This is a genomic window from Lacrimispora xylanisolvens, from assembly GCF_002934545.1.
GTDB classification, from domain to species: Bacteria; Bacillota; Clostridia; order Lachnospirales; family Lachnospiraceae; genus Lacrimispora; species Lacrimispora xylanisolvens.
Genome location: NZ_PTJA01000001.1, coordinates 70,289 through 91,192, shown reverse-complemented (window position 1 = coordinate 91,192; position 20,904 = coordinate 70,289). Strand labels below are relative to the sequence as shown.

Sequence of the window (20,904 nt, the reverse complement as noted above, 5' to 3'; positions counted from 1 at the left end):
AAAATAAGGAGTGTACGTGTTTTGGAAAAGCCATACACCAATCACAAAAATATGAAACTGATTCTTTTTGGAATCCTTTTTATCCAATGCATTTTGTCCATTCTGGTTGGTGTGAAAAACATCTCTTTTCTCCACCCTTCTTTTGAAGACATGGAGATCATCTTTATCAGCCGGTTTCCCAGGCTGGTGAGTATACTGGTAGCTGGCTGCAGCTTAAGCATGACTGGTCTTATTATGCAGACCATTACGAAAAACAAATTTGTCTCTCCAACAACGGCCGGTACAGCTGACTGGGCAAGGCTTGGTATTTTAATAGCCATGTTGTTCTTTGGCAACTCCAGTACTATGGTCAAAATGCTGGTGGCTTTTGTAAGCTGCATGTTTGGATCCTTCCTCTTTATCCGGCTGTTATCAAAAATCCGTATTAGAAATGGAATTTTAATCCCTTTAATTGGACTGATGATGGGCAACGTCGTGGAGGCAGCCTCTACGTTTTTTGCATACCGGTTTGATCTCATTCAAAATATGAGCTCCTGGATGCAGGGCAGCTTCTCTCTTATTTTGAAGGGAAGATATGAACTTCTGTATGTGGGAATTCCATTTCTGATTCTGGGTTACCTTTATGCGGACAAGTTTACAATTGCGGGTATGGGAAAAGATTTTTCCATGAATCTGGGACTAAACCATGAACAGATCGTGAATCTGGGGCTTGTACTTGTTTCGGTTATCACCTCGGTGGTAACGGTTACAGTAGGCGGACTTCCCTTTCTTGACCTGATTATACCTAATATCATGAGCATGATAAAAGGTGATAACTTGAAAAACAGTCTTCTGGACACTGCGCTCCTTGGCGCCAATTTTATTCTTTTCTGTGACATACTGGGCAGAGTTCTGATCTATCCCTATGAAATTCCCATTGGCATGATGATCAGCGTAACGGGAAGTGCCGTTTTTCTTATTATGGTACTGAAGGGGGCAAAGAAATGACCAGAAACTTAATACGAAGCCGTACAGACAAACGGGCAGCAGCATGCCTTATTATTCTGGCAGCTATTGCTGCTATTGCCATTCTGCTGTTTATTTTTCAGGGGCTGAACCAGAATAATTTTGATTTTAATTTTCCAAGGCGGATTAAAAAGATTGCTGCCATGATACTGGTCAGCATATGCGTGGGCTATTCTTCCGTGGTATTTCAGACAATAACAGAGAGCAGAATTTTAACTCCCGGAGTTATGGGACTGGATTCCCTTTACTTGTTCATACAGTCTTTTATTGTTTACTTAATGGGCGCAGAAAAACTGATGCGTATGAACAGCTCACTTCACTTTATTCTATCGGTAGGAGCCATGATGGCAGCTTCCCTGATTATTTACCGGCTTGTATTCCGGGCAGAAGGTTTCAATATCTATACTCTGGTTTTGGCAGGAATGATTATGGGCACCTTTTTTAGGGGAATTTCATCTTTTTTACAGCTATTAATAGATCCCAATGAGTTTTCTATTCTTCAGGGAAGTCTGTTTGCAAGTTTCAGGAATATCAATGAAAAGCTTTTAGGCGTGTCCTGTATCATTGTCGCCGTCAGCCTGTTTTTTACAAGAAAGGATATTTCCCGTTTTGATGTACTGGGACTTTCCAAAGACAATGCCATTAGTCTGGGAATTTATTATGACAGCCTGATTAAACGTACCATGCTGGTTATCTCAGCACTGACAGCGGTTTCCACCGTGCTTGTGGGACCAGTTACCTTTTTGGGAATCCTTCTTGTCAGTCTTTCCAGAGAGATACTAAAAACCTACCGCCACAGGTATCTGATTCCAGGCGCTGTATTTATGGGTATTATTTCCCTTCCAGTGGGTCAGTTTATTTCTGAACGGCTGCTTTCAGGAAATGCAACGGTAAGCGTAATATTAAACTTCATCGGGGGCATTTATTTTATCTTTATTTTGTTAAAGGAGAGCAGGCGATGATAGAAATACAGAATATTACAAAAAAATATGGAAAAAAGACCGTAGTGAATCAGGTATCTGCTGTGATAACAGAGGGCAGGCTGACTGCCTTTATCGGGAGTAACGGAGCCGGAAAAAGCACTCTTTTATCCATAATCAGCAGGCTTTTAAAACCGGATGACGGGAAAGTGATCATTGACGGAACAGAGGTTTTGGCATGGAACCAGGAGGAGCTGTCAAAGCGGATCTCCATACTCCGGCAGTCTAATCACATGAACCTGCGTCTGACCATTTGGGAACTTGTCAGCTTTGGACGGTACCCATACTCGAAAGGGCAGCTGACAGAGGAAGATGAAGAGAAGATAAAAGAGGCTCTTGAATATACAGAAATTCTTGATTTAAAAGACCGATATCTGGATGAACTCAGCGGAGGGCAGCGGCAGATGGCCTACATTGCCATGGTAATCGCCCAGGACACCCGGTATATCTTCCTTGATGAACCGTTAAACAATCTGGATATGAAGCACTCCGTTCAGATTATGAAGATATTAAGAAAATTAGTGGATGATCTGGGAAAGACCATAGTCATCGTCATCCATGACATTAATTTTGTCTCCTGTTATGCAGACCATATCTTAGCTTTAAAAGATGGAATGCTGATAAAAACAGGGGAGAAAAAAGAAATTATTAACTCAGATGTGCTCTCAGGTATCTATGATATGAACATACAAATCAATACCATTGACGGGAAAGACATCTGCATTTATTACACATAAGGTTATTCATTGTCCCAATGGGATGATTAACATAAAACATTTTCAGGAGGTTACTTATGAAAAAACTTTATTTATCTGCACTGGCTGTATTAATGACAGGCGCGATTATGACTGGCTGCGCAAAGTCAGAATCACCGGCTCCTGCTGCCGCTTCTGCTGCAAGCGAAGCAACAGAAGAGGCTGCCAATCCCCCTTCTTCTGTTACTATCACGCACACTCTTGGTACTGCCGAGGTTCCGGTTAATCCAAAAAGAGTTGCCGTTCTGGATTACAGCATTTTAGAAACCATAGATTTTCTTGGTGCAGCACCGGAAATCATAGTTCCTAAAACTCATCTGCCGGAATATTTAAAAAAATACAAAGATGATTCCTATGCAGATGCCGGAAGTCTGGTAGAGCCAGATGTGGAAGCAATCAATGAGTTCAAACCGGATCTCATCATAATTGGAGGGCGCCAGGCCGGTCTTTATGAAGAATTTTCTAAAATTGCACCAACGATTTACACATCCGTTGAATACACCGACTTCTGGAATGAATTTGAACGAGTCAACCTGATGACTGCAGAAATCTTTGATAAAAAACAGGAAGCAGAGTCAAAAATTGATCAGTTAAAAACCCAGGCAGAAGAAATCCATAAAGCTGCAGAAGAAAGCGGCAAAAAAGCACTTGTGGTTCAGACCAACGACGGAAAAATCAGTGCCTATGGCCCTGGCTCCCGTTTTGGTATCATTCACGGAGTCCTTGGCATTACCCCGGTTGATGACACCATAGAAGTAAGCAAACACGGTATGGAGATTGGTTTCGAGTATATTGCAGAAAAAAATCCTGACCTGATCTTTGTAGTAGATCGCACCACCGTTGTAGGCGGCAGCGATGTTGCAACAAAAACACTGGACAATGACCTGGTAAACAATACAACAGCCGCAAAAGACGGAAAGATTATCTATCTTAATCCGGCGACCTGGTATCTGTCCGGTTATGGACTGGAATCTGTTCCTATGATGCTTACAGAAGTTTCCGACGCATTAAAATAAGCTATCCATCAGACCATGGATACGGCTGCATGCAATTGTTCCTATTGCATGCAGCCGTTTTTTTTATTATAATCTGACTGAAGACAGCCAATAGATCCAGCGGCTTAACCACCTTTCAGAAAGGACCTGATCAATATGGAAAAAATTACAAGCTTTACAATCAATCACTTAAAGCTTCTTCCGGGGATCTACGTCTCCCGCAAAGACAAAGTGAACGATACCACTGTTACTACGTTCGATATCCGCATGACCAGACCGAATTTTGAACCGGTCATGAATACAGCAGAGATACACACCATGGAGCACTTAGGTGCTACATTCTTAAGAAATCACCAATTGTTTGCTTCCAAAGTTTTATACTTTGGCCCTATGGGATGCCGCACCGGCTTCTACCTTCTTTTGGCTGGAGATTACAAATCCAGGGATATCGTACCACTCATCACTGAAATGTATGAATTCATGCGTGATTTTGAGGGAGAAATCCCCGGGGCCGCAGCCAGAGACTGCGGAAACTATCTGGATATGAACCCCGGTATGGCTAAGTATCTTGCCAGAAAATTTCTAGATACGGTTCTTTACGGCATTGATGACGAACACCTCATTTATCCGGCAGATTAGCGGTTGTTTCCAGGCGGCATACTGCCCCTACCCCCTTCTCGGACTGCGTTTGAAGTGACAATTGACTCAAGGGTCAGTTGGGCTTGTTCCGAACCTGCCGTGAGGGTGTAGGTGCTGCCAGTCTGCAGTTTGGGACTGCTGATGACAACGGAAGAATACTTTTTCTCAGGAGTAAAGCTCATAAGCTCATTTCCTTCCTTGTCCTTAAGTGTAATTACAGCCCCTGCTTCCTGCTGTGCGGTTAAATTATGTAAGACAGAGCATTGGGTAGAGGAATCATCAAATCCCTGTGCCATACCAGAGCTGCCAACCGCTATTACTGTTCCTCCTGTAATAATCCCTTCTCCATTATAATCGATTGCCCCATCTCCGTCGCTTACCGGACCAGTGACATAAACCATACCTCCTGATACCGAAAGACTTCCATTGGAATCCAGTCCGTCTCCGCCTGCGTCTACGTACAGCGTGCCTCCTGTTATCTTAATATAAGCATTGGTATCATTCTCCATACTTCCGCCCATTTGACCACCGCCCATTACACCTTTGCCACCAGGACCGCCGCCTCTTCTTCTTTGCTGGCCTTCTTGCGGCAGATTTTCTTCTGATTGGGCCCCGGACTGGTTTTCCTCCGACCTGGGAGAATTCCCTTTCCTCTGGCCTTCCCGCGGCATCTCAGGTTTTTCTTTCCCATTACCCTGTCCGGTATCCTGACCTTCTGCAGACGAAGATTTTGGCTGTGCCGCATTAATTCCATCATCGGAAGCCTGAATTGAGATTTCCCCTCCATTCACCGTTACCCGGTAACCTTCCAGTCCTTCATAGCAGCTGGTGACCGTTATGGTACCGTTATTGATCACTACATCCTGGTCTGCATGGAACGCATCATCTCCACTTTCTACCGTAAAGGTACCTCCGTCAATTACCATGGTTCCGCTGGCATGGAAGGAGTCGTCTTTGGAATTGACAGTAAAGGTTCCGCCTGCCACATAGATGTTTCCAAGAGATGTATCATCCTCATTACTTGATTTCACCGCTTTTCCTGAAGTTGTCAGCAGAAATGTTCCATCCAGGATTTTCACTTCATCCTTACCTGCCAGACACTGGGAGACTGCGTTAACAGAGATATTTCCTCCTGTAACTGCCAACGTATCTTTTGAAACAATTCCGTGTTTATAGCTGGCATTTACCTCCAGACTTCCACTGCCGTTTACAGTCAGATCGTCTTTCGAGAATATAACCCCATCTACCGTATTGTCATCAGTATCTATGTACTCCGTTCCTCCTGACAGCTTATTTGTTGTTCCATCTGCCAGAGTAACAAAAACCTTATCAGCAGATTTAACATAAATTGCCGCACTGGTTTCACAATTAATTCCGGCATTTGCTAAAACGATCTGAACCTTGTCTGTATCCGCTGCATCAACAATAATCTGACCGTTATCCAGCGTTCCGCTTACCAGATAAGTCCCTTCTTTGCTTAAGGTTACAGTGCTTCCAGATATACTGACACCAGCTCCCTCTGCCTCTGCTTTGTCTGAATTCAAATTTATTTTAACTGCACTGCTTTCGTCGTAGCTTCCATCCTTATCGCGGTCTGTAAAGTCCTTGTCAACCGTTGCTTCTGCCGTACTGCTGTCTGTAGTACCATCAGAGCCAGAATCTGCCTGTGTGCTTTGGGTTACAACTGTATTTTCCGTTGAAGTCTGGCTTTTACAGCCGGAAATAGTTGCTGACGCCAGCGCCATTATTAACACCAGTGCGGCTGCTTTACCTCTGAACAGCTTTCTTTTTACCATTATAGTTCCTCCTTATTGCCAAAAGGTCTTCCCAAAAATATTTCAAGATTCCCGTTTCTGCATCGTAAATCGTCTATCAGTTTCTTTTCTTCTCCGTTATTTTTTAAAACCACTTCATAATCCAGTTTATAAAGACTTCCCATATTGGTTGTCTTCACCTGATTCAAATCCCAATTTTTCAGATACCGTGCAAATACTTCATCAAATACAGATGTATAATCCAAAGACTCTGGAATTGTGATCTTAAGTACTTTTACGCCTGTCTTCTGCTGCCCAAATTTAAGGAAAGCCAGTAATATATTTACCCCTCCCATAATAAGAACAAATAAAACTGCCATGCCAACGTAACCCATTCCCGTAGCCAGCCCAACCGCCATTGCCTGAAAAATGGTGCTGATCTCCTCTGCCTTTCCAGGAACCGACCGGAAGCGGACCAGGGAAAAGGCCCCCATTACTGCAACCCCGGTGCCAAGGTTTCCGTTTACCAGTAAAATAACCATCTGCACCATAGCGGGAAGCAATGCAATTGTCACCACAAACCCCTTTGAATACGAATTCCGGTACATGTGAATACCTGCAATTATTAGCCCAAGAACCAGAGAAGCGGTTAAGCATACAAGAAATGATCCAGGTGAAAATGCAACCTCTGATTCCTCTATTAAGATTGATTGAAACCATGTATTAAGCACAGCTGATCCCTCCTTTTTTCTCTGATCTCATTATTTGCTGCTTTTCATATGCCTGACCGTATTTGGAAAAGGAAGCCGGATATATTTTCAGCTCATCCAGAATATGCCCCAGCCAGAGAGGCATGGACCCAGGAATTTTTATTTCCATAAGGAACCAGCCATCTTCTAAAAGAGGGGTTCCCCAGGGACCATTTTCCAGTCTTAAGCAATCGGTTCTCCAAAGAATATTCCCGTCTAATGTCAGCCGCAGGTTCTCATCCTCCAGTCCATACAGAGCAGTTCTTTCATAGGAAATATACATAGCAGGAATCATATTTTCATAATAATGCAGAAACCAGTCAATTTCACGAAGCACCTGGGTTTGACGTTCAGGCTTTATTCCCCGGTATAAATACGCCTCTGCATCAGCTAAATTAAGGGTTTCACGGCGTTTATAAACAATACCCTGGTATTTCTTTTTCAATTCCAGAAACACAGAACTGGTTTGTCCTGGCAGCCCATAGCTGCGGAGTCTGAATTTTTCCTTATAAACTGGTTTTTCCAAGGATTTTCTGATCAGCCTTGCATCCGGTGTGTCAAAATAAACATTGCATATTGTGGAATTACCATATTGATCGGTTTCCATTTTTCCCATCAGCCTCTCTTTAAGCTGTAAGTATTGTACCGGTTCTAATAGATATTTCATTTCTGTCCGTTCAAATGTCATTTGATATCCACTCATAAAAACCTCCTTATCCGCTTTTCTGTGTTACTTTACGCAGATTATACAGATCAAACCTGAAATCAACTTGAAAGAATGGCAGGTTCACAGATCTTTCACAGCTTTCTGGAATGCAAAAATCTTATTGATAAAACTTGACCATTTAAGTACAGTATGTTAATCTTATAACGTGGAGGTGCGATATGCTCATAACCAGAGAATGCGATTATGCCATAAGAATCATAAGAGCCTTATCATCAGGCGATATCATGAACGTTCCTACGATCTGTGAGAAAGAATCCCTGACTTCAGCCATCGCCTACAAGATGGCGCGAAAGCTGGAAAAAGCGGGATTAATCAAAAGCTATCGTGGAAGCGCGGGAGGCTATGCCTTAAACTGTGATCTGGAACGCACAAGTTTATATGATATTCTCACTGTGATTGATTCCAAAATGCTGCTGATCGAATGTATGCAGTCCGGCTATGACTGCCTCGTGAACCAGCCCAAGCAGCCTTGCCTGGCTCACAGGGAGTTCTTAAGAATTCAACTGAATCTTAATCGGGAACTGAAAGAATGTTCTTTGGCAAAACTACTGCACGGATAATTTTTTTAATTAAATCTTTACTAAAATGGTATAGATTCAAAAGGAGGAAAAACAATGAATCAATGTTACGGGTGCAACACCTGTCAAAGCGCCGACAAACCTTTAGAAACGTTCATCTCTTCCCTGCCGATGGAGACTTCTCATCACAGAGTAGAAAAACAAAGCACCAAATGCGGATTTGGTCTCCAGGGAGTCTGCTGCAGACTCTGTGCCAACGGCCCCTGCCGTATTACACCGGATGCTCCCCGTGGAATATGCGGAGCGGATGCAGACACAATTGTTGCCAGAAACTTTTTAAGGGCGGTGGCTTCAGGAAGCGGCTGTTACATACACATTGTTGAAAATACAGCATTAAATTTAAAAAACACAGCAAAAATAAAAGGCGAATTAAAGGGATTAAAATCTCTTGACCACCTGGCTGACATCTTCGGAATCGTAGAATCCGATGTGTACAAAAAGGCAGAGAAAGTCGCTGATGCGGTAATTGCTGATATCTATAAACCGGAATATGTGGAAATGGAGCTGACGGAAAAAGTTGCTTACGCTCCAAGAGTTGCCCGCTGGAAAGAACTTGGAATCATGCCAGGAGGAGCTAAATCCGAAGTATTCAAGGGCGTGGTCAAATGTTCCACCAACTTAAACTCCGATCCCTTAGATATGCTGGTTGACTGCTTAAGACTGGGTGTCTCCACAGGTATTTACGGACTGACTCTTACAAACCTGTTAAATGATGTGCTTCTTGGTCAGCCGGAACTTCGTATGGCTCCCGTAGGCCTTCGTGTGATTGACCCTGATTATATCAACATCATGATTACCGGACATCAGCATACTATTTTTGTTGACTTACAGGAACAGCTTATTTCCCCTGAGGCAGTTGCCAAGGCAAAAGCAGTTGGAGCCAAAGGCTTTAAGCTGGTAGGCTGTACCTGTGTAGGTCAGGACCTGCAGTTACGAGGCGCTCATTACCAGGAGGTATTTGACGGCCATGCAGGAAACAACTACACCAGCGAGGCGATTCTTGCAACCGGCGCCATTGATGCCGTTCTTTCTGAGTTTAACTGTACTCTTCCTGGTATTGAACCAATTTGTGAAGAGCTTAAGATTAAACAGATCTGTCTTGATGATGTGGCTAAAAAATCAAATGCAGAGCTTATGAAGTTCGATTTTGACCACCGCAGAGAGCAGAGTGAAAAGATCATTGATAAAGTGGTGAAATCCTATCAGGAACGCCGTGGCACGGTGCCCCTTAATCTTATGCCTGACCATGGATATGAGAATACTCTGACCGGTGTCAGTGAAGGTTCCTTAAAGGACTTCCTGGGCGGAAGCTGGAAGCCGCTTATTGATTTAATCGTATCCGGAGATATTAAAGGTATCGCTGGCGTGGTAGGCTGTTCCAACTTAACCGCAGGAGGACACGATGTTCTTACTGTGGAACTGACAAAGGAACTGATTGCCAAAGATATTATCGTACTGACTGCAGGCTGTTCTTCAGGCGGCATTGAAAACTGCGGGCTTATGACACCGGAAGCTGCTGAATTTGCCGGTCCTAAGTTAAGAGAGGTCTGCAAAAAGCTGGGAATTCCGCCAGTTCTCAATTTTGGCCCCTGCCTTGCTATCGGACGTCTTGAAATTGTCGCTACTGAAATTGCACAGGAGCTTGGTGTGGATCTTCCCAAACTTCCACTTGTACTCTCTGCAGCTCAGTGGCTGGAAGAGCAGGCTCTTGCAGATGGCTGCTTTGGCCTTGCCCTTGGTCTTCCCCTTCATTTAGGACTTCCTCCTTTTGTAACAGGAAGCAAAGTTGCTGTTAAGGTTCTCACAGACGGTATGAAATCATTAACCGGCGGTCAGGTCATTATTAATAATGATGCTGTGGAAAGTGCCGACATACTGGAAAAAATTATTATGGAGAAGCGGACCGGTCTTAATATATAGGAGGAGGGCATATGAAACGGATATTCATTGATGAAGCCAAATGCGACGGGTGTAAGAACTGTGTTCTCGCCTGTATGCAGGCACATAGAAAAGATGGCGGAAGCATTTATGATCTGGATTTAACCAATCCGGAAAATGAATCCAGAAATCACATCGTCATGAAAGGGAACGGTCACTATGCTCCCATCTTCTGCCGCCACTGCGACCAGCCGGAATGTGTGATGTCCTGTATGAGCGGAGCTCTTGTAAAGGACGAAGCATCGGGCCACGTATATTACGACGAGAAAAAGTGCGGTTCCTGCTTCATGTGTGTGATGAACTGCCCGTACGGTGTGTTAAAAGCGGACACCACCACAAAAACCAGTGTGATCAAATGCGACTTCTGCTTTGATCACGGCAGCGAGCCAAGCTGCGTAAAAGCATGTCCTACCAAAGCAATCTACGTGAAGGAGGTGGAATGATGACTCATGTAATTATTGGCGCAGGGGCTGCCGGTATCTCGGCTGCTAAAACAATCCGAAAGCTGGAACCAAAAGCGGATATCATCATGGTGTCGGTTGACGACCAGGTTCATTCCCGTTGTATGCTCCATAAGTACTTAAGCCATGAACGGGATGAAGCAGCACTTTCTTTTGTTCCGGAAGATTTTTTTGATGCACTTGGAATCAAGTGGCTGAAGAATAAAGAAGCGGTACATATTGATCCGATGAAGCAGACTGTTTTACTTGATGACGGTACAGAGCTTAACTTTGACCGCCTTCTGATCGCAACAGGTGCACACAGCGTGATACCTCCCATTGTTAATTTAAGAGAAGCCAAAAATGTCTTTGGCCTCCGGAATTTGAGTGATGCAAGAAAAATCCGCAAATTTGCACAGACCGCAGATAGAATTCTGGTATTAGGCTCCGGACTGGTAGGAATGGACGCCGCTTATGCATTTCTGGAGCAGAAAAAGGATGTAACAGTTTTAGAGCTGGCAGACCGGATTCTTCCAAAGCAGCTGGATGAAAAAGCTGGTAAAGCCTATCAGAAATTATTTGCACAGCATGGGTGCAAATTCGTTCTGGGAAGAAAGGTTGTTTTAACCACCATGCCGGAAAACGATCAGATTGACTCCGTTATGCTTGATGACGGGACTATTCTGGAATGTGATATGATTGTTGTCGCAGCCGGAGTCCGCCCGGCAACAGACTGCACAGAAAACTGTGAAATTGCCGTTGACCGCTTTATTAAGGTAAATGACTGCATGGAAACATCCTGCAAAAATATTTACGCTGCAGGAGACGTGAACGGAATTGCTGCCATCTGGCCCAATGCCATGAAACAGGGATACACAGCTGCCTGCAATATGTGCGGAGTTAAAACCCCTTATGAAGATCCTTACGGCATGAAAAATACCATGAATTTTTATGGGCTTACAACCCTCTCTTTAGGGGATGGAATTGCAAAAGACGGAGACCAGATCCTGTCACAGGAGGACTCCGGTTGTTATAAAAGGGCAATCTTACGTGATGGACGCCTTCAGAGTATTATGATTCAGGGGCCTATTGATTACACAGGTATCTATCAGTATCTGATCAAAAATCAGGTATCTCTTGATACTGTTAAGACTGATATCTTCCATCTGTCTTTTGCCGACTTTTACGGAACAGATTCCCGGGGACAGTATCGTTATACAATGAATTAATAAATAAGCAGCAGGGCAGCTGGTGATATATTCAGCTGATGCCTGCTGCTTATTTATTTTATAAAATCAGGAAGATGATTCTTTAATGCCATAGAATCCTTTACATGAAACTTGCCATTGGTATAATAAAATAATCCCTGCTCTGCACACTGGGCAATTGCCCGGTTAATGCTGCGAACAGGTGCACCTGTCTCATTTGCCAGCAGACTTTTGGTCAGCCGGTTAAGAATACTCTTATGCTGATACACTGCCACACAACGCAAAACACGCTCTCTAACCGAGAGAATTGTCATCTCCTCAATCCGCTCACTGCTTCGGACCAATTTCAAAGCAATCAGTGAGATAAGCACTTTAGTTGCTTCAAAGTCTTCTTTCAGCCAATGGATAAAATCATCTTTATATAGAATGTCCACTACGCAGGGAGTAAGTGCCGTAATCGTCACAGGTTTAACGCCTTCATAAAAAGGTTCAATTTCTCCAAAAATCCCACCCGTTTCATATAGATAGACAGATGCAATCGCCCCGCTGCAATGTAAAACAGCAGCCTCTGCGCTGCCTTCTACTAAAAAATATACATAATTATTTTCCATTTCAGCCAGGATAATGGGACTTCCTGCCTTATAGTATTTCCTGATAAGACGTTTGCTGACGGATTCTGGCATCATATTACGAATGTCTGTAAACATTTTTCCCCCTACCGAAAAACGGGTCATTTGACCTTATTACTTGATAACAAATATGATAGCATAGCTTTCAGGAAAATACTACCGGTTAGCTAAGGTAGAAACATATTTTAGTGGAGGTATAAAATGATTGCCCGGGATTTATATAACAAACTCTATACTGATTTTGATCTGGCAAACAGAACTGACGATTGGGGCTTTATGAATTTTGATAATGAATTTATTACACCTGAGTTCAGAACTGAATATATGGGACTGGTACTTGATAATACTGAAATAATTAAGAAAGTATACACTGTCACATTTCCTGACAAAGCGCTATTAAAAAAAATCTTTGACCGGAATGAATCTGACATTCTTCTGTTCTCCCATCATGCAATGGGATATGAGAATTTACTGGATGGCTTCCCCTTTTATGATATCCCGGTTGAGTATCTAAAAGAGCTGAAAAAACGCAGAATCTCGTTCTATATGCTCCATTCACCCTTAGACCAGTATGGTAAATTCTCCACTTCTGTAAGCCTGGTCCGCGCTTTGGGCTTAGAGATTATAGAGCCATTTTGCCAATATGATAAAAATACAAAAGTGGGAGTTATCTGCAAATCTCCATTGGAACAGATAAGAGAGATACAAAAGCTTATGGAAAAAACAGTGGGTCATAAGTGCCGTCTTTATGCATATGGGGCAGATACCTTAAAAGATAGCCTGGTGGCTGTGGCAGCCGGGGGAGGCAGTTATCCATTTGCTGCAACGGAAGTTGCTGAAAGAGGTATCAATTGTTATATTACCGGATTTACAAGACCCTTACCATATTTTGAGCCTACCATGGAATTTCATAAAATTTCCAGGGAGCATTCCATTAATGTCATAGGCGGAACACACTATTCTACAGAAAAATTTGCATGTATTGCAATGGTTGATTACTTTAAGTCCTGCGACCTGCCCGCAGAGTTTTTACCTGGAACCTGGTACCTGGAAGATTTATAATAATGATTGTCTTACAAATTCCTTGACAACTATATCACTCTGATATAAAATTCAAACTATATCAGAGTGATACAAGGAGGCAAAGGATGAATATTTTATTTGTAAATGCAAATCTGTATGGACATATCAATCCCACACTTGGACTGGTGAAGAAGCTTACAGAAAAAGGGCATAAAGTAGATTATTTCTGCTCCGTGGAATTTTCGGAGCAGGTAAAAAAATCAGGTGCAGACTGGATTGATTTTGGAAGCGGCCTGAGTCTTTTTTTTAAAAATTACCGCCCCACAGACCGGCATCCGTTTTACATGCTGATGGAATATATTCTTTTATACGATGAGGTAATGCTGCCTCAGATTCTGGATATTTTAAAAGAACGCAACTATGACCTCATCTTTTGTGACTCCATCTTTGGCGGCGGATGCTTTTTAAAACAGCTTACTCATACACCGGTTATCTGTTCCCATTCTTCTTTTGCCATGAGCCATGCACCGGTACCACCGCGTATGCTGGTACCCGGAACTCACCCACAGCTGGATTACTGCTATCAGATATTGAACAGAATCTTTACTTGTTATAAAATAGAAGAACCTACACTGGAAGAAGTTTTTATAAGCAAAGCCGATCACAATATTGTATATACCACCAGAGAATTTAACGGGGATGATGCAGTAACCGAACCTCAATATTTATTTGCCGGACCTTCTATGGAGCGGACAAAAAATACAGAGTCTGTAGACTTATCCGGGATTGAAAACAGAAAACTGTTATATATCTCACTAGGCAGCCTGAACACGGATTTTATGGATTTCTATAAGATGTGCATCTGTGCATTTGAAAATACAGACTATTATGTGTGTATGTCCATTGGAACCAAGTGCAACGTTAATCAATTGGGGGAATTACCGGACAACTTTCTGGTTAAAAATGTATTTCCCCAGCTTGAGATTTTAGATAAAGCAGATGCATTCATCACCCATGCAGGATTTAACAGTGTGAATGAGGCATTATACTTTGGTGTACCCATGCTTGCCATCCCTCTGGTCAATGATCAGCATATGACTGCCAAAAGGCTTGTATCCATGAATCTGGGTTTATCAGATAACATGAAGGAACTATCAGCAGAAAAACTAAAAGGCCAGATCCAGCAGCTCCTTTCTGATGATACAATAAAGGAGAACTGCCTTAGAATTTCCCATGAAATGAGAAGCTGTTCCAATTGGGATCTTACAGTTGAAAAATTGGAAAGTTACGTTAACAAATAAAAGAAAGGCACTTAACATGGCATTAAAAAACAAATCTTTATATGCGATTTTAGGAATCTTAAATGTCTCACCAGGCACTGGCTATGATATTAAAAAATATTGCGATACCGTTCTCTCCGGTTTCTGGAACGAAAACTTTGGGCATATATACCCAACACTGAAAAAAATGCTCATAGATGAACTGGTAGAGATTGTAGAAAGCGAAACAAGCGAAAAAAAAATACAGTACCAGATTACTCCAAAAGGTCGGCTGGAGTTAGAATCCTGGCTTATGGAAGACACAGAAATACAGCCCATACGCTCTGAATTTATGCTGAAATTGTTATTCTCAAGTAACCAGCCAAAAGAGCATATTATTAAAATGCTGGAAGATTATAAACAACTCCACGTTAAAAAACTGGAAAAATACCTAGACATGCAGCACGATCTGGAACAGGGAATTGAGAAAATTTCTGAAGAACGCTCCCGCTTTTTAAAGGCTATGCTTCGCAGAGGTGTCTTGTCCTGCCAGGCCACCATTGGCTGGTGTGATGAGACCATCGATTCCGGACTATAACAGATTCGCTTGAAACCCTTTCAGGCCTGTGTTACTATCATTGATAAGATTAGTGGCTATGCCTCCAGAAAGGAATCTAATATGTTTAAAGTGCTGGTCCCAAGAACGATCTCTCATACAGGTACCGATTATTTAACAAAAAAAGGCTGCGAGCTTATATTATCTGCTCCCAAATCAGGAGATGACCCTGTTTTTGAACAATGTCACGCCATACTTACAGGTCCTACCAGAAAATTCCGGTACGATAAACCATTACTGGACCGGTGCAAAAACTTAAAAGTAATCTCAAGCTTCAGTGCTGGAGTTGACTATATTGATACAGTCTATGCAGAAAAACTGGGCATCCAGGTGACTAACTCTGGAAATGCCAACTCCAATGCGGTGGCGGAGCATACTATTTTTTTCATGCTTGCCTGTGCTAAAAACCATGACATCATGTCGGAAGCTGTAAAGAAAAGTGATTTTTCAATCCGAAAGGATGTTTTTAACATTGAACTGTCTGGTCTCACCCTGGGACTGATTGGCTTTGGTAATATTGGAAAGCTGGTGGCAAAAAAAGCTGCTATGGGATTTGATATGAAGGTTATCGTCTATGATCACCATTTAACCCCTGACAATGCTCCCGCTGGTGTTACTCCGGTGTCCTCTCCGGAAGAGGTCTATCAGAATGCGGACTTCATTTCTCTCCATGTTCCTTTTACTGAAAAAAACCGGCACATGATTGCCAGAGAGCAGCTGGATATGATGAAGCCATCCGCTGTCTTAATCAATGTCTCCAGGGGTGGATTAATACAGGAAGACGATTTAGTTCAGGCTGTAATAGACAAAAAAATTAAAGGGGCTGCCCTTGATGTGTTCGAAACAGAACCTCTTCCTGCAGACAGCGCACTGCTTAAATATAGCAATATCATTGTTTCTCCCCACTGCGCCGCCAATACCAGGGAAGCCCTTGACCGTATGGAGCTTTTTGCTGCTATGGACATCTATCGGGTCTTAAATGGAGAAAGACCGGAGTTTCCGGTCAATCATCCTTCTTTCCTATAAATACTACAATGGTTCTGGGAGGAACGGGAAAACTCTTTCCTTCCAGTACCGGTTCTTTTCCAACCTCATATTTCCCGTTCTCTTCCTCCTTATCCGTATGAAACACCACATGCCACTGATGTTTTTTCGGAAGGTTTGGAAGATCGAACGTATGGGGTTCCCAGTGCATGTTATAAGCGATATAAAAATGATTATCAGCCGTCCCGTCTGCTTTTCTGGCATAGTCTCCCCAATAAAGGATACCCAGCTGACGCCTGAAATTCTCATATTCCGGATACCAAGGTTTTACTCCATGATAAGAAACATCAGGGACTCCGCATGCAAGGTAATCCATGTTCTTTGCTTCTTCTCTTCTGTGAAATACGGGATGTGCCTTTCTAAAAGCAATGACTGCTTTCACAAATTCAAAAAGATCCCTGTTTGTTTTTAAGAGGTTCCAGTTTAACCAGGAAATATCATTATCCTGGCAATAAGCATTGTTATTGCCCGACTGAGTATTGCCAAATTCATCCCCCGCCATAAAAAGGGGCGTACCCTGACTTAAGAGCAGCAGCAAAAAAGCATTGCGCAGCTGTTTTTTCCTAAGCTCCACCACTTTTTTCTTTCTCGTTGTACCTTCTGTCCCGCAATTCCAGGAATAATTATAGGGATTGCCATCCAGATTGGATTCTCCATTGGCTTCATTATGCTTAGTATCATAGGAAACCAGATCCATCATGGTAAACCCATTGGTATTGGCCATATATTGAATCATGCCCCGGTCAGACGGATTGTTTCTGGTTCGGAAGACCAGATTTTTCATCTGCTCCTCGTCCCCTTTCAGCACTCTTCTCATATCCGTCTGAAAGCTGTCATTATATTCTGCCAGATATTTAAATCCCTTTACAGGAATGTCACCCCAGGAATCAGCCCATAGCTTTAACCCTTTTAAATAGGGATCACGTCCGATTAAATCAAGAGGCGGGAACCCGACCAGATGAATTCCATCCAGGTGAAATTCTTCTGTCCAGAACCGTACCGCATCAAGAACAAAGGTTGGAGACTCCTTCCCTGAAAAATACAATTCTGCAATAAGTTCTATCCCTTCTTTATGAAGGGCCTTAACCAGATTTTTCAATTCCAAAGCCGGTGTTTCCTTATTATCCGAGGCATAAGACGCTTTGGGAGCGAAATAGAATCCCGAGGTATATCCCCAATAATTTATTTTTCCCGTAGGTTTATCCACACCGTATGGACTTCCCTGCACAATTTCAGGAAGGATCACTTCCTGAAATTCATAAACCGGCATCAGTTCCACAGTTGTGATTCCCAGTTCTTTTAAGTAGGGAATTTTTTCCTCTATCCCCCGAAAGGTTCCTTTATTCCTGGTTCCGGAAGAGGAATGCATGGTAAATCCCCGGACATGAATCCGATAGACCACAGAATCCTCATATGGAATCAGCGGACGATTGTCCTCTTCCCAGTCAAAAGCTTTAAATGTAACCGGACTTTTGGATAAAACAGCTGCTCTCTCTAAATCTCCCCAGCGATCCTTATCTGTAAAAGCTCTTCCATATGGATCAGAGAACCGTTTGCCATCAATCTCGTAGCAATAGGAAATTCCGGTAAAGTCATCTCCAAGAATTGTAACAGAAAAAACCTCTCCCCGTTTCTCTTTTTCCGGAAAGAGAAAGGCGCAGATGGGTTCCTTTTCATCGCCACGAAAAAAAAGTAGTTTTAATTCCTTTCCCTGAGCCGCAACGCTGAAATGAACCCCCTCCCCAGTCTTAGTCATTCCCATGGGATAATATCCTGTTTCTCTCTTGTCGATCCTGTACTGTTTCATCCCTCTTCTCCTCTGTGACAGTCCTGTTACTGGTTCTGAATCTGTTCTGCCAGATCATTTAAATACATCCAGCGTTCCATCTTCTCCTCTAATAATCCTTCTTTTACTGCCTTTTCTTCCATCAGCTGATTCAATTTGCCATAGTCACTGGCAGCCTCTTCTATCTTTTTATCCAGAACCTCGATGGCCTCTTCCAAACCGGCAATATCATCTTCAATGGTTTCCCATTCCTTCTGTTCTTTATAGGAGAACTTAAGCTTTCGCTCTAATTTGGGTTTTTCCTTCCCCTTCTTCTCTCCTGCATCTTCCTTTTTGTAAGTTCCAGCTGCTTCCCCGGGAAGCCCATCCGGATATTTTGCAGCGAAAGCAGCCTGATAATCCGTAAATCCACCCTCGTATTGAGTGACCTTTCCCTGTCCTTCAAATGCGAAAATTCTGCGCACCACCCGGTCCAGAAAATAGCGGTCATGAGATACGGTTATGACAATGCCTGGAAAGCTGTCTAAGTAATCCTCAAGGATGGTAAGTGTCTGAATATCCAGATCATTGGTAGGCTCGTCTAGAAGAAGGACATTGGGTGCCTCCATCAGGATGCGCAGCAGATACAGCCGCCGTTTTTCCCCTCCGGAAAGCTTTTCAACTGTGGTATACTGAACACTTGGCGGAAATAAAAACCGTTCCAGCATCTGGGAGGCACTGACACTGCCGTCTTTTGTTTTCACATACTCAGCCGCACTCCGGATATAATCGATGACCTTTAAGCTGCCGTCCATATCTTCGCTCTCCTGGGAGAAATAACCCATCTTAACAGTCTGTCCCACCGTTAAGGTTCCCTCATCCGGCTGAAGCCATCCAACTATAATTTTCATAAGCGTGGACTTACCGGACCCATTGGGGCCAATGATTCCTATGCGGTCATTTTTCAAAAAGATATAGTTAAAATCTTTCATCAGAACCTTATCACCAAAAGCCTTTGAAATACCCTCCAGCTCAACGGTGGTGCGTCCAAGACGGCTCTCAATGGAATCCAGTTCCACGTTTTTATCAAACTCAGGTGCCTTCTGGTCACGAAGCGTCTCGTATCGCTCGATATGGGCCTTCTGCTTGGTGGAACGCGCCCTTGCCCCTCTTTGCATCCACTGCAGCTCGATACGGAGGATTGACTGGCGTTTCCGTTCAGTAGCCTGCTCCATATCCAGCCGGTCTGCCTTTAGTTTTAAATAGCCTTCATAATTCTCCTGATAGCTGTAAAGCTTTCCCTTATCAAGCTCCACAATCCGGTTTGTCACACTGTCTAAAAAATACCGGTCATGGGTAACCATCAAAAGAGCACCTTTAAATCGGCGCAGATAATCCTCCAGCCAGTCCGCCATACTGCTGTCTAAGTGGTTGGTAGGCTCATCCAGAACCAGTAAATCTGCAGTAGAAAGAAGAACGCTCACAAGCGCAACCCTCTTTCTCTGTCCGCCGGATAAAGTGTCCACTTTGGTATCAAATTCCGTAAAGCCAAGTCTGGTCAGCATGTTCTTTGCCTGGCTTTCTAAATCCCATACATGTTCATGACCCTCATTCTCCCGGATTATGCTTTCCAGAATGGTCTCTCCTGCCTCGAATCTGGGATTCTGAGAAAGAAAACGGATATCCAAGTTTCTTCCCTTTGCCAAGGTTCCCTCATCCGGCTCTTCAAGCCCTGCCACGATACGTAAAAGCGTAGACTTTCCTGTGCCATTAATACCAATCAGACCGATCTTTTCCCCTTCATTTATGCTGAAGCTGGTATCATCAAAAAGAAGCCGTTCTGTATATGATTTTGTTAAATGCTCAATTGTTAATAAATTCATGTTTTTATTATTCTCCTGTGTAATACTCTGTCTGATCCGTTATTATTTAATTACAAGTTCCACCGGACAGTGGTCAGAGCCTGTCACCTGGGTATGAATATCTGCACTTACCAGCCTGTCCTCCAGACTTTGTGATACACAGAAATAATCAATACGCCAACCTGCATTCTTCTCCCTCGCCTTAAAGCGGTAGGACCACCAGGAGTACATCTCTTCCTGCTGTGGATAGAAATACCGGTAGGTATCGATAAAACCATTCTCTACAAGGATGGTAAACTTCTCCCTCTCCTCATCGGTAAACCCTGCATTTTTCCGGTTGGATTTGGGATTTTTCAAATCAATTTCCTTATGAGCTACATTTAAGTCTCCGCAGAAAATAACAGGCTTATTCTCCTCCAACCCTTTTAGATAGGCCAGAAATGCCTCCTCCCAGGTCAAACGGTAGGGAAGGCGCGCCAGTTCATTCTGGGAATTTGGAGTATAGCAGGTTACTACATAATAGTCCGGAAACTCAGCCGTAATAATCCGTCCCTCTTTATCATGCTCTTCTATTCCCATCCCATAAGTAACTGATAGTGGCTCCTCCCTGGTAAACAGGGCAGTACCTGAATATCCTTTCTTTTGTGCGTAATTCCAATATTGATAATAGCCTGGAAGAGAAAGGTCGATCTGCCCTTCCTGCAGCTTGCTTTCCTGAATACAGAACACGTCCGCATCTACCTCATTAAAATAATCCAGAAAGCCTTTCTCCACACAGGCACGAAGTCCATTCACATTCCATGATATCATTTTTTTCATCGCATTCACCTCCGTCAAAAAGATAGTGTTAGTATACCATTTTAAACAGCATTCGAAAAGGGCGTGTTGCAAAACTAATAAGGAAAAAAGGGAGCTGCTGCTCAACTGACTTTTTCTTA

20 protein-coding genes are annotated in these 20,904 nt (G+C 43.1%); 13 read left to right on the top strand and 7 right to left on the bottom strand.

The annotated features are described in order from the left end of the window. Positions 1-21 precede the first annotated feature (21 nt). The 5 genes from BXY41_RS00460 to BXY41_RS00440 all read left to right on the top strand — a co-directional run bounded on the left by BXY41_RS00460 (position 22) and on the right by BXY41_RS00440 (position 4,374). Positions 22-987, top strand: a complete 966-nt coding sequence (locus BXY41_RS00460; RefSeq protein WP_432765491.1) for an ABC transporter permease — start codon at positions 22-24, stop codon at positions 985-987. After that, complete coding sequence (locus BXY41_RS00455) at positions 984-1,967, top strand: iron chelate uptake ABC transporter family permease subunit (protein ID WP_104433467.1); 984 nt, start codon at positions 984-986, stop codon at positions 1,965-1,967. The genes BXY41_RS00460 and BXY41_RS00455 overlap by 4 nt, the downstream gene beginning before the upstream one ends. Then, positions 1,964-2,722, top strand: coding sequence for an iron ABC transporter ATP-binding protein (locus BXY41_RS00450; RefSeq protein WP_104433465.1), 759 nt, complete (start codon positions 1,964-1,966; stop codon positions 2,720-2,722). The genes BXY41_RS00455 and BXY41_RS00450 overlap by 4 nt, the downstream gene beginning before the upstream one ends. A gap of 56 nt (positions 2,723-2,778) precedes the next feature. Continuing rightward, complete coding sequence (locus BXY41_RS00445; protein ID WP_104433463.1) at positions 2,779-3,756, top strand: siderophore ABC transporter substrate-binding protein; 978 nt, start codon at positions 2,779-2,781, stop codon at positions 3,754-3,756. A 135-nt stretch (positions 3,757-3,891) separates the two neighbouring features. Next, complete coding sequence (locus BXY41_RS00440; RefSeq protein WP_104433461.1) at positions 3,892-4,374, top strand: S-ribosylhomocysteine lyase; 483 nt, start codon at positions 3,892-3,894, stop codon at positions 4,372-4,374. Here BXY41_RS00440 and BXY41_RS00435 read toward each other — a convergent pair. Genes BXY41_RS00435 through BXY41_RS00425 form a run of 3 tightly spaced genes read right to left on the bottom strand, consistent with a single transcriptional unit; the run spans position 4,371 to position 7,580 of the window. Continuing rightward, complete coding sequence (locus BXY41_RS00435; protein WP_242980000.1) at positions 4,371-6,170, bottom strand: carbohydrate-binding domain-containing protein; 1,800 nt, start codon at positions 6,168-6,170, stop codon at positions 4,371-4,373. The two genes, BXY41_RS00440 and BXY41_RS00435, sit on opposite strands and share 4 nt — an antisense overlap. Continuing rightward, positions 6,170-6,859: a DUF4956 domain-containing protein gene (locus BXY41_RS00430; RefSeq protein WP_104433459.1), complete on the bottom strand. Its 690-nt coding sequence runs from the start codon at positions 6,857-6,859 to the stop codon at positions 6,170-6,172. Before BXY41_RS00430 ends, BXY41_RS00435 begins: the two co-directional genes overlap by 1 nt. Next, complete coding sequence (locus BXY41_RS00425; protein ID WP_104433457.1) at positions 6,852-7,580, bottom strand: polyphosphate polymerase domain-containing protein; 729 nt, start codon at positions 7,578-7,580, stop codon at positions 6,852-6,854. Before BXY41_RS00425 ends, BXY41_RS00430 begins: the two co-directional genes overlap by 8 nt. 182 nt (positions 7,581-7,762) lie before the next feature. Between BXY41_RS00425 and BXY41_RS00420 the strand changes: the two genes are divergently transcribed. The 4 genes from BXY41_RS00420 to BXY41_RS00405 are packed head-to-tail and all read left to right on the top strand — an operon-like array spanning position 7,763 to position 11,789. Then, a complete protein-coding gene (locus BXY41_RS00420) occupies positions 7,763-8,164 on the top strand; it encodes an RrF2 family transcriptional regulator (RefSeq protein ID WP_104433455.1) in 402 nt (133 codons plus the stop codon). A gap of 54 nt (positions 8,165-8,218) precedes the next feature. Continuing rightward, positions 8,219-10,102, top strand: coding sequence for an anaerobic carbon-monoxide dehydrogenase catalytic subunit (cooS, locus tag BXY41_RS00415; protein ID WP_104433453.1), 1,884 nt, complete (start codon positions 8,219-8,221; stop codon positions 10,100-10,102). An 11-nt stretch (positions 10,103-10,113) separates the two neighbouring features. Further along, positions 10,114-10,563 carry a 4Fe-4S dicluster domain-containing protein gene (locus BXY41_RS00410; RefSeq protein ID WP_104433451.1) on the top strand — a complete coding sequence of 150 codons (450 nt, stop codon included), beginning with the start codon at positions 10,114-10,116 and terminating at the stop codon, positions 10,561-10,563. Further along, a complete protein-coding gene (locus BXY41_RS00405; protein ID WP_104433449.1) occupies positions 10,563-11,789 on the top strand; it encodes an NAD(P)/FAD-dependent oxidoreductase in 1,227 nt (408 codons plus the stop codon). The genes BXY41_RS00410 and BXY41_RS00405 overlap by 1 nt, the downstream gene beginning before the upstream one ends. Positions 11,790-11,842: 53 nt before the next feature. On the opposite strand, the gene BXY41_RS00400 is transcribed toward BXY41_RS00405, so the two are convergent. Then, the gene (locus BXY41_RS00400) at positions 11,843-12,475 is read right to left on the bottom strand and encodes a Crp/Fnr family transcriptional regulator (protein ID WP_170072120.1); all 633 of its coding nucleotides are present in this window, start codon (positions 12,473-12,475) and stop codon (positions 11,843-11,845) included. 123 nt (positions 12,476-12,598) lie between these two features. Here BXY41_RS00400 and BXY41_RS00395 point away from each other — a divergent pair, with 123 nt between their 5' ends. The 4 genes from BXY41_RS00395 (at position 12,599) to BXY41_RS00380 (ending at position 16,321) form a co-directional block, all read left to right on the top strand. After that, the gene (locus BXY41_RS00395; protein ID WP_170072119.1) at positions 12,599-13,459 is read left to right on the top strand and encodes a Nif3-like dinuclear metal center hexameric protein; all 861 of its coding nucleotides are present in this window, start codon (positions 12,599-12,601) and stop codon (positions 13,457-13,459) included. An 86-nt stretch (positions 13,460-13,545) separates the two neighbouring features. Further along, entirely contained in the window at positions 13,546-14,721 is a 1,176-nt protein-coding gene (locus BXY41_RS00390; protein ID WP_104433445.1) for a macrolide family glycosyltransferase, read from the top strand. Between the two features lie 16 nt (positions 14,722-14,737). Beyond that, complete coding sequence (locus BXY41_RS00385) at positions 14,738-15,277, top strand: PadR family transcriptional regulator (protein ID WP_146088541.1); 540 nt, start codon at positions 14,738-14,740, stop codon at positions 15,275-15,277. An 81-nt stretch (positions 15,278-15,358) separates the two neighbouring features. Then, entirely contained in the window at positions 15,359-16,321 is a 963-nt protein-coding gene (locus BXY41_RS00380; protein ID WP_104433441.1) for a hydroxyacid dehydrogenase, read from the top strand. On the opposite strand, the gene BXY41_RS00375 is transcribed toward BXY41_RS00380, so the two are convergent. From BXY41_RS00375 to BXY41_RS00365, 3 genes are read right to left on the bottom strand one after another with little or no spacing between them, the layout of a single operon-like run. Continuing rightward, positions 16,299-18,146, bottom strand: coding sequence for an alpha-amylase family glycosyl hydrolase (locus BXY41_RS00375; protein WP_104433439.1), 1,848 nt, complete (start codon positions 18,144-18,146; stop codon positions 16,299-16,301). The two genes, BXY41_RS00380 and BXY41_RS00375, sit on opposite strands and share 23 nt — an antisense overlap. Positions 18,147-18,172: 26 nt before the next feature. Beyond that, positions 18,173-19,987, bottom strand: a complete 1,815-nt coding sequence (locus BXY41_RS00370; RefSeq protein WP_104433437.1) for an ABC-F family ATP-binding cassette domain-containing protein — start codon at positions 19,985-19,987, stop codon at positions 18,173-18,175. 42 nt (positions 19,988-20,029) lie between these two features. Further along, positions 20,030-20,785, bottom strand: coding sequence for an exodeoxyribonuclease III (locus tag BXY41_RS00365; protein ID WP_104433435.1), 756 nt, complete (start codon positions 20,783-20,785; stop codon positions 20,030-20,032). Positions 20,786-20,904: the final 119 nt, after the last annotated feature.

Bases quoted from the DNA above. Each gene is read 5' to 3' on its own strand.
- BXY41_RS00450 (WP_104433465.1), top strand. From the start codon at position 1,964: ATGATAGAAATACAGAATATTACAAAAAAATATGGAAAAAAGACCGTA.
- BXY41_RS00420 (WP_104433455.1), top strand. From the start codon at position 7,763: ATGCTCATAACCAGAGAATGCGATTATGCCATAAGAATCATAAGAGCC.
- BXY41_RS00455 (WP_104433467.1), top strand. From the start codon at position 984: ATGACCAGAAACTTAATACGAAGCCGTACAGACAAACGGGCAGCAGCA.
- BXY41_RS00410 (WP_104433451.1), top strand. From the start codon at position 10,114: ATGAAACGGATATTCATTGATGAAGCCAAATGCGACGGGTGTAAGAAC.
- BXY41_RS00400 (WP_170072120.1), bottom strand. From the start codon at position 12,475: ATGTTTACAGACATTCGTAATATGATGCCAGAATCCGTCAGCAAACGT.
- BXY41_RS00395 (WP_170072119.1), top strand. From the start codon at position 12,599: ATGATTGCCCGGGATTTATATAACAAACTCTATACTGATTTTGATCTG.
- BXY41_RS00445 (WP_104433463.1), top strand. From the start codon at position 2,779: ATGAAAAAACTTTATTTATCTGCACTGGCTGTATTAATGACAGGCGCG.
- cooS (WP_104433453.1), top strand. From the start codon at position 8,219: ATGAATCAATGTTACGGGTGCAACACCTGTCAAAGCGCCGACAAACCT.
- BXY41_RS00435 (WP_242980000.1), bottom strand. From the start codon at position 6,170: ATGGTAAAAAGAAAGCTGTTCAGAGGTAAAGCAGCCGCACTGGTGTTA.
- BXY41_RS00385 (WP_146088541.1), top strand. From the start codon at position 14,738: ATGGCATTAAAAAACAAATCTTTATATGCGATTTTAGGAATCTTAAAT.
- BXY41_RS00370 (WP_104433437.1), bottom strand. From the start codon at position 19,987: ATGAATTTATTAACAATTGAGCATTTAACAAAATCATATACAGAACGG.
- BXY41_RS00365 (WP_104433435.1), bottom strand. From the start codon at position 20,785: ATGAAAAAAATGATATCATGGAATGTGAATGGACTTCGTGCCTGTGTG.
- BXY41_RS00380 (WP_104433441.1), top strand. From the start codon at position 15,359: ATGTTTAAAGTGCTGGTCCCAAGAACGATCTCTCATACAGGTACCGAT.
- BXY41_RS00390 (WP_104433445.1), top strand. From the start codon at position 13,546: ATGAATATTTTATTTGTAAATGCAAATCTGTATGGACATATCAATCCC.
- BXY41_RS00405 (WP_104433449.1), top strand. From the start codon at position 10,563: ATGACTCATGTAATTATTGGCGCAGGGGCTGCCGGTATCTCGGCTGCT.
- BXY41_RS00425 (WP_104433457.1), bottom strand. From the start codon at position 7,580: ATGAGTGGATATCAAATGACATTTGAACGGACAGAAATGAAATATCTA.
- BXY41_RS00440 (WP_104433461.1), top strand. From the start codon at position 3,892: ATGGAAAAAATTACAAGCTTTACAATCAATCACTTAAAGCTTCTTCCG.
- BXY41_RS00375 (WP_104433439.1), bottom strand. From the start codon at position 18,146: ATGAAACAGTACAGGATCGACAAGAGAGAAACAGGATATTATCCCATG.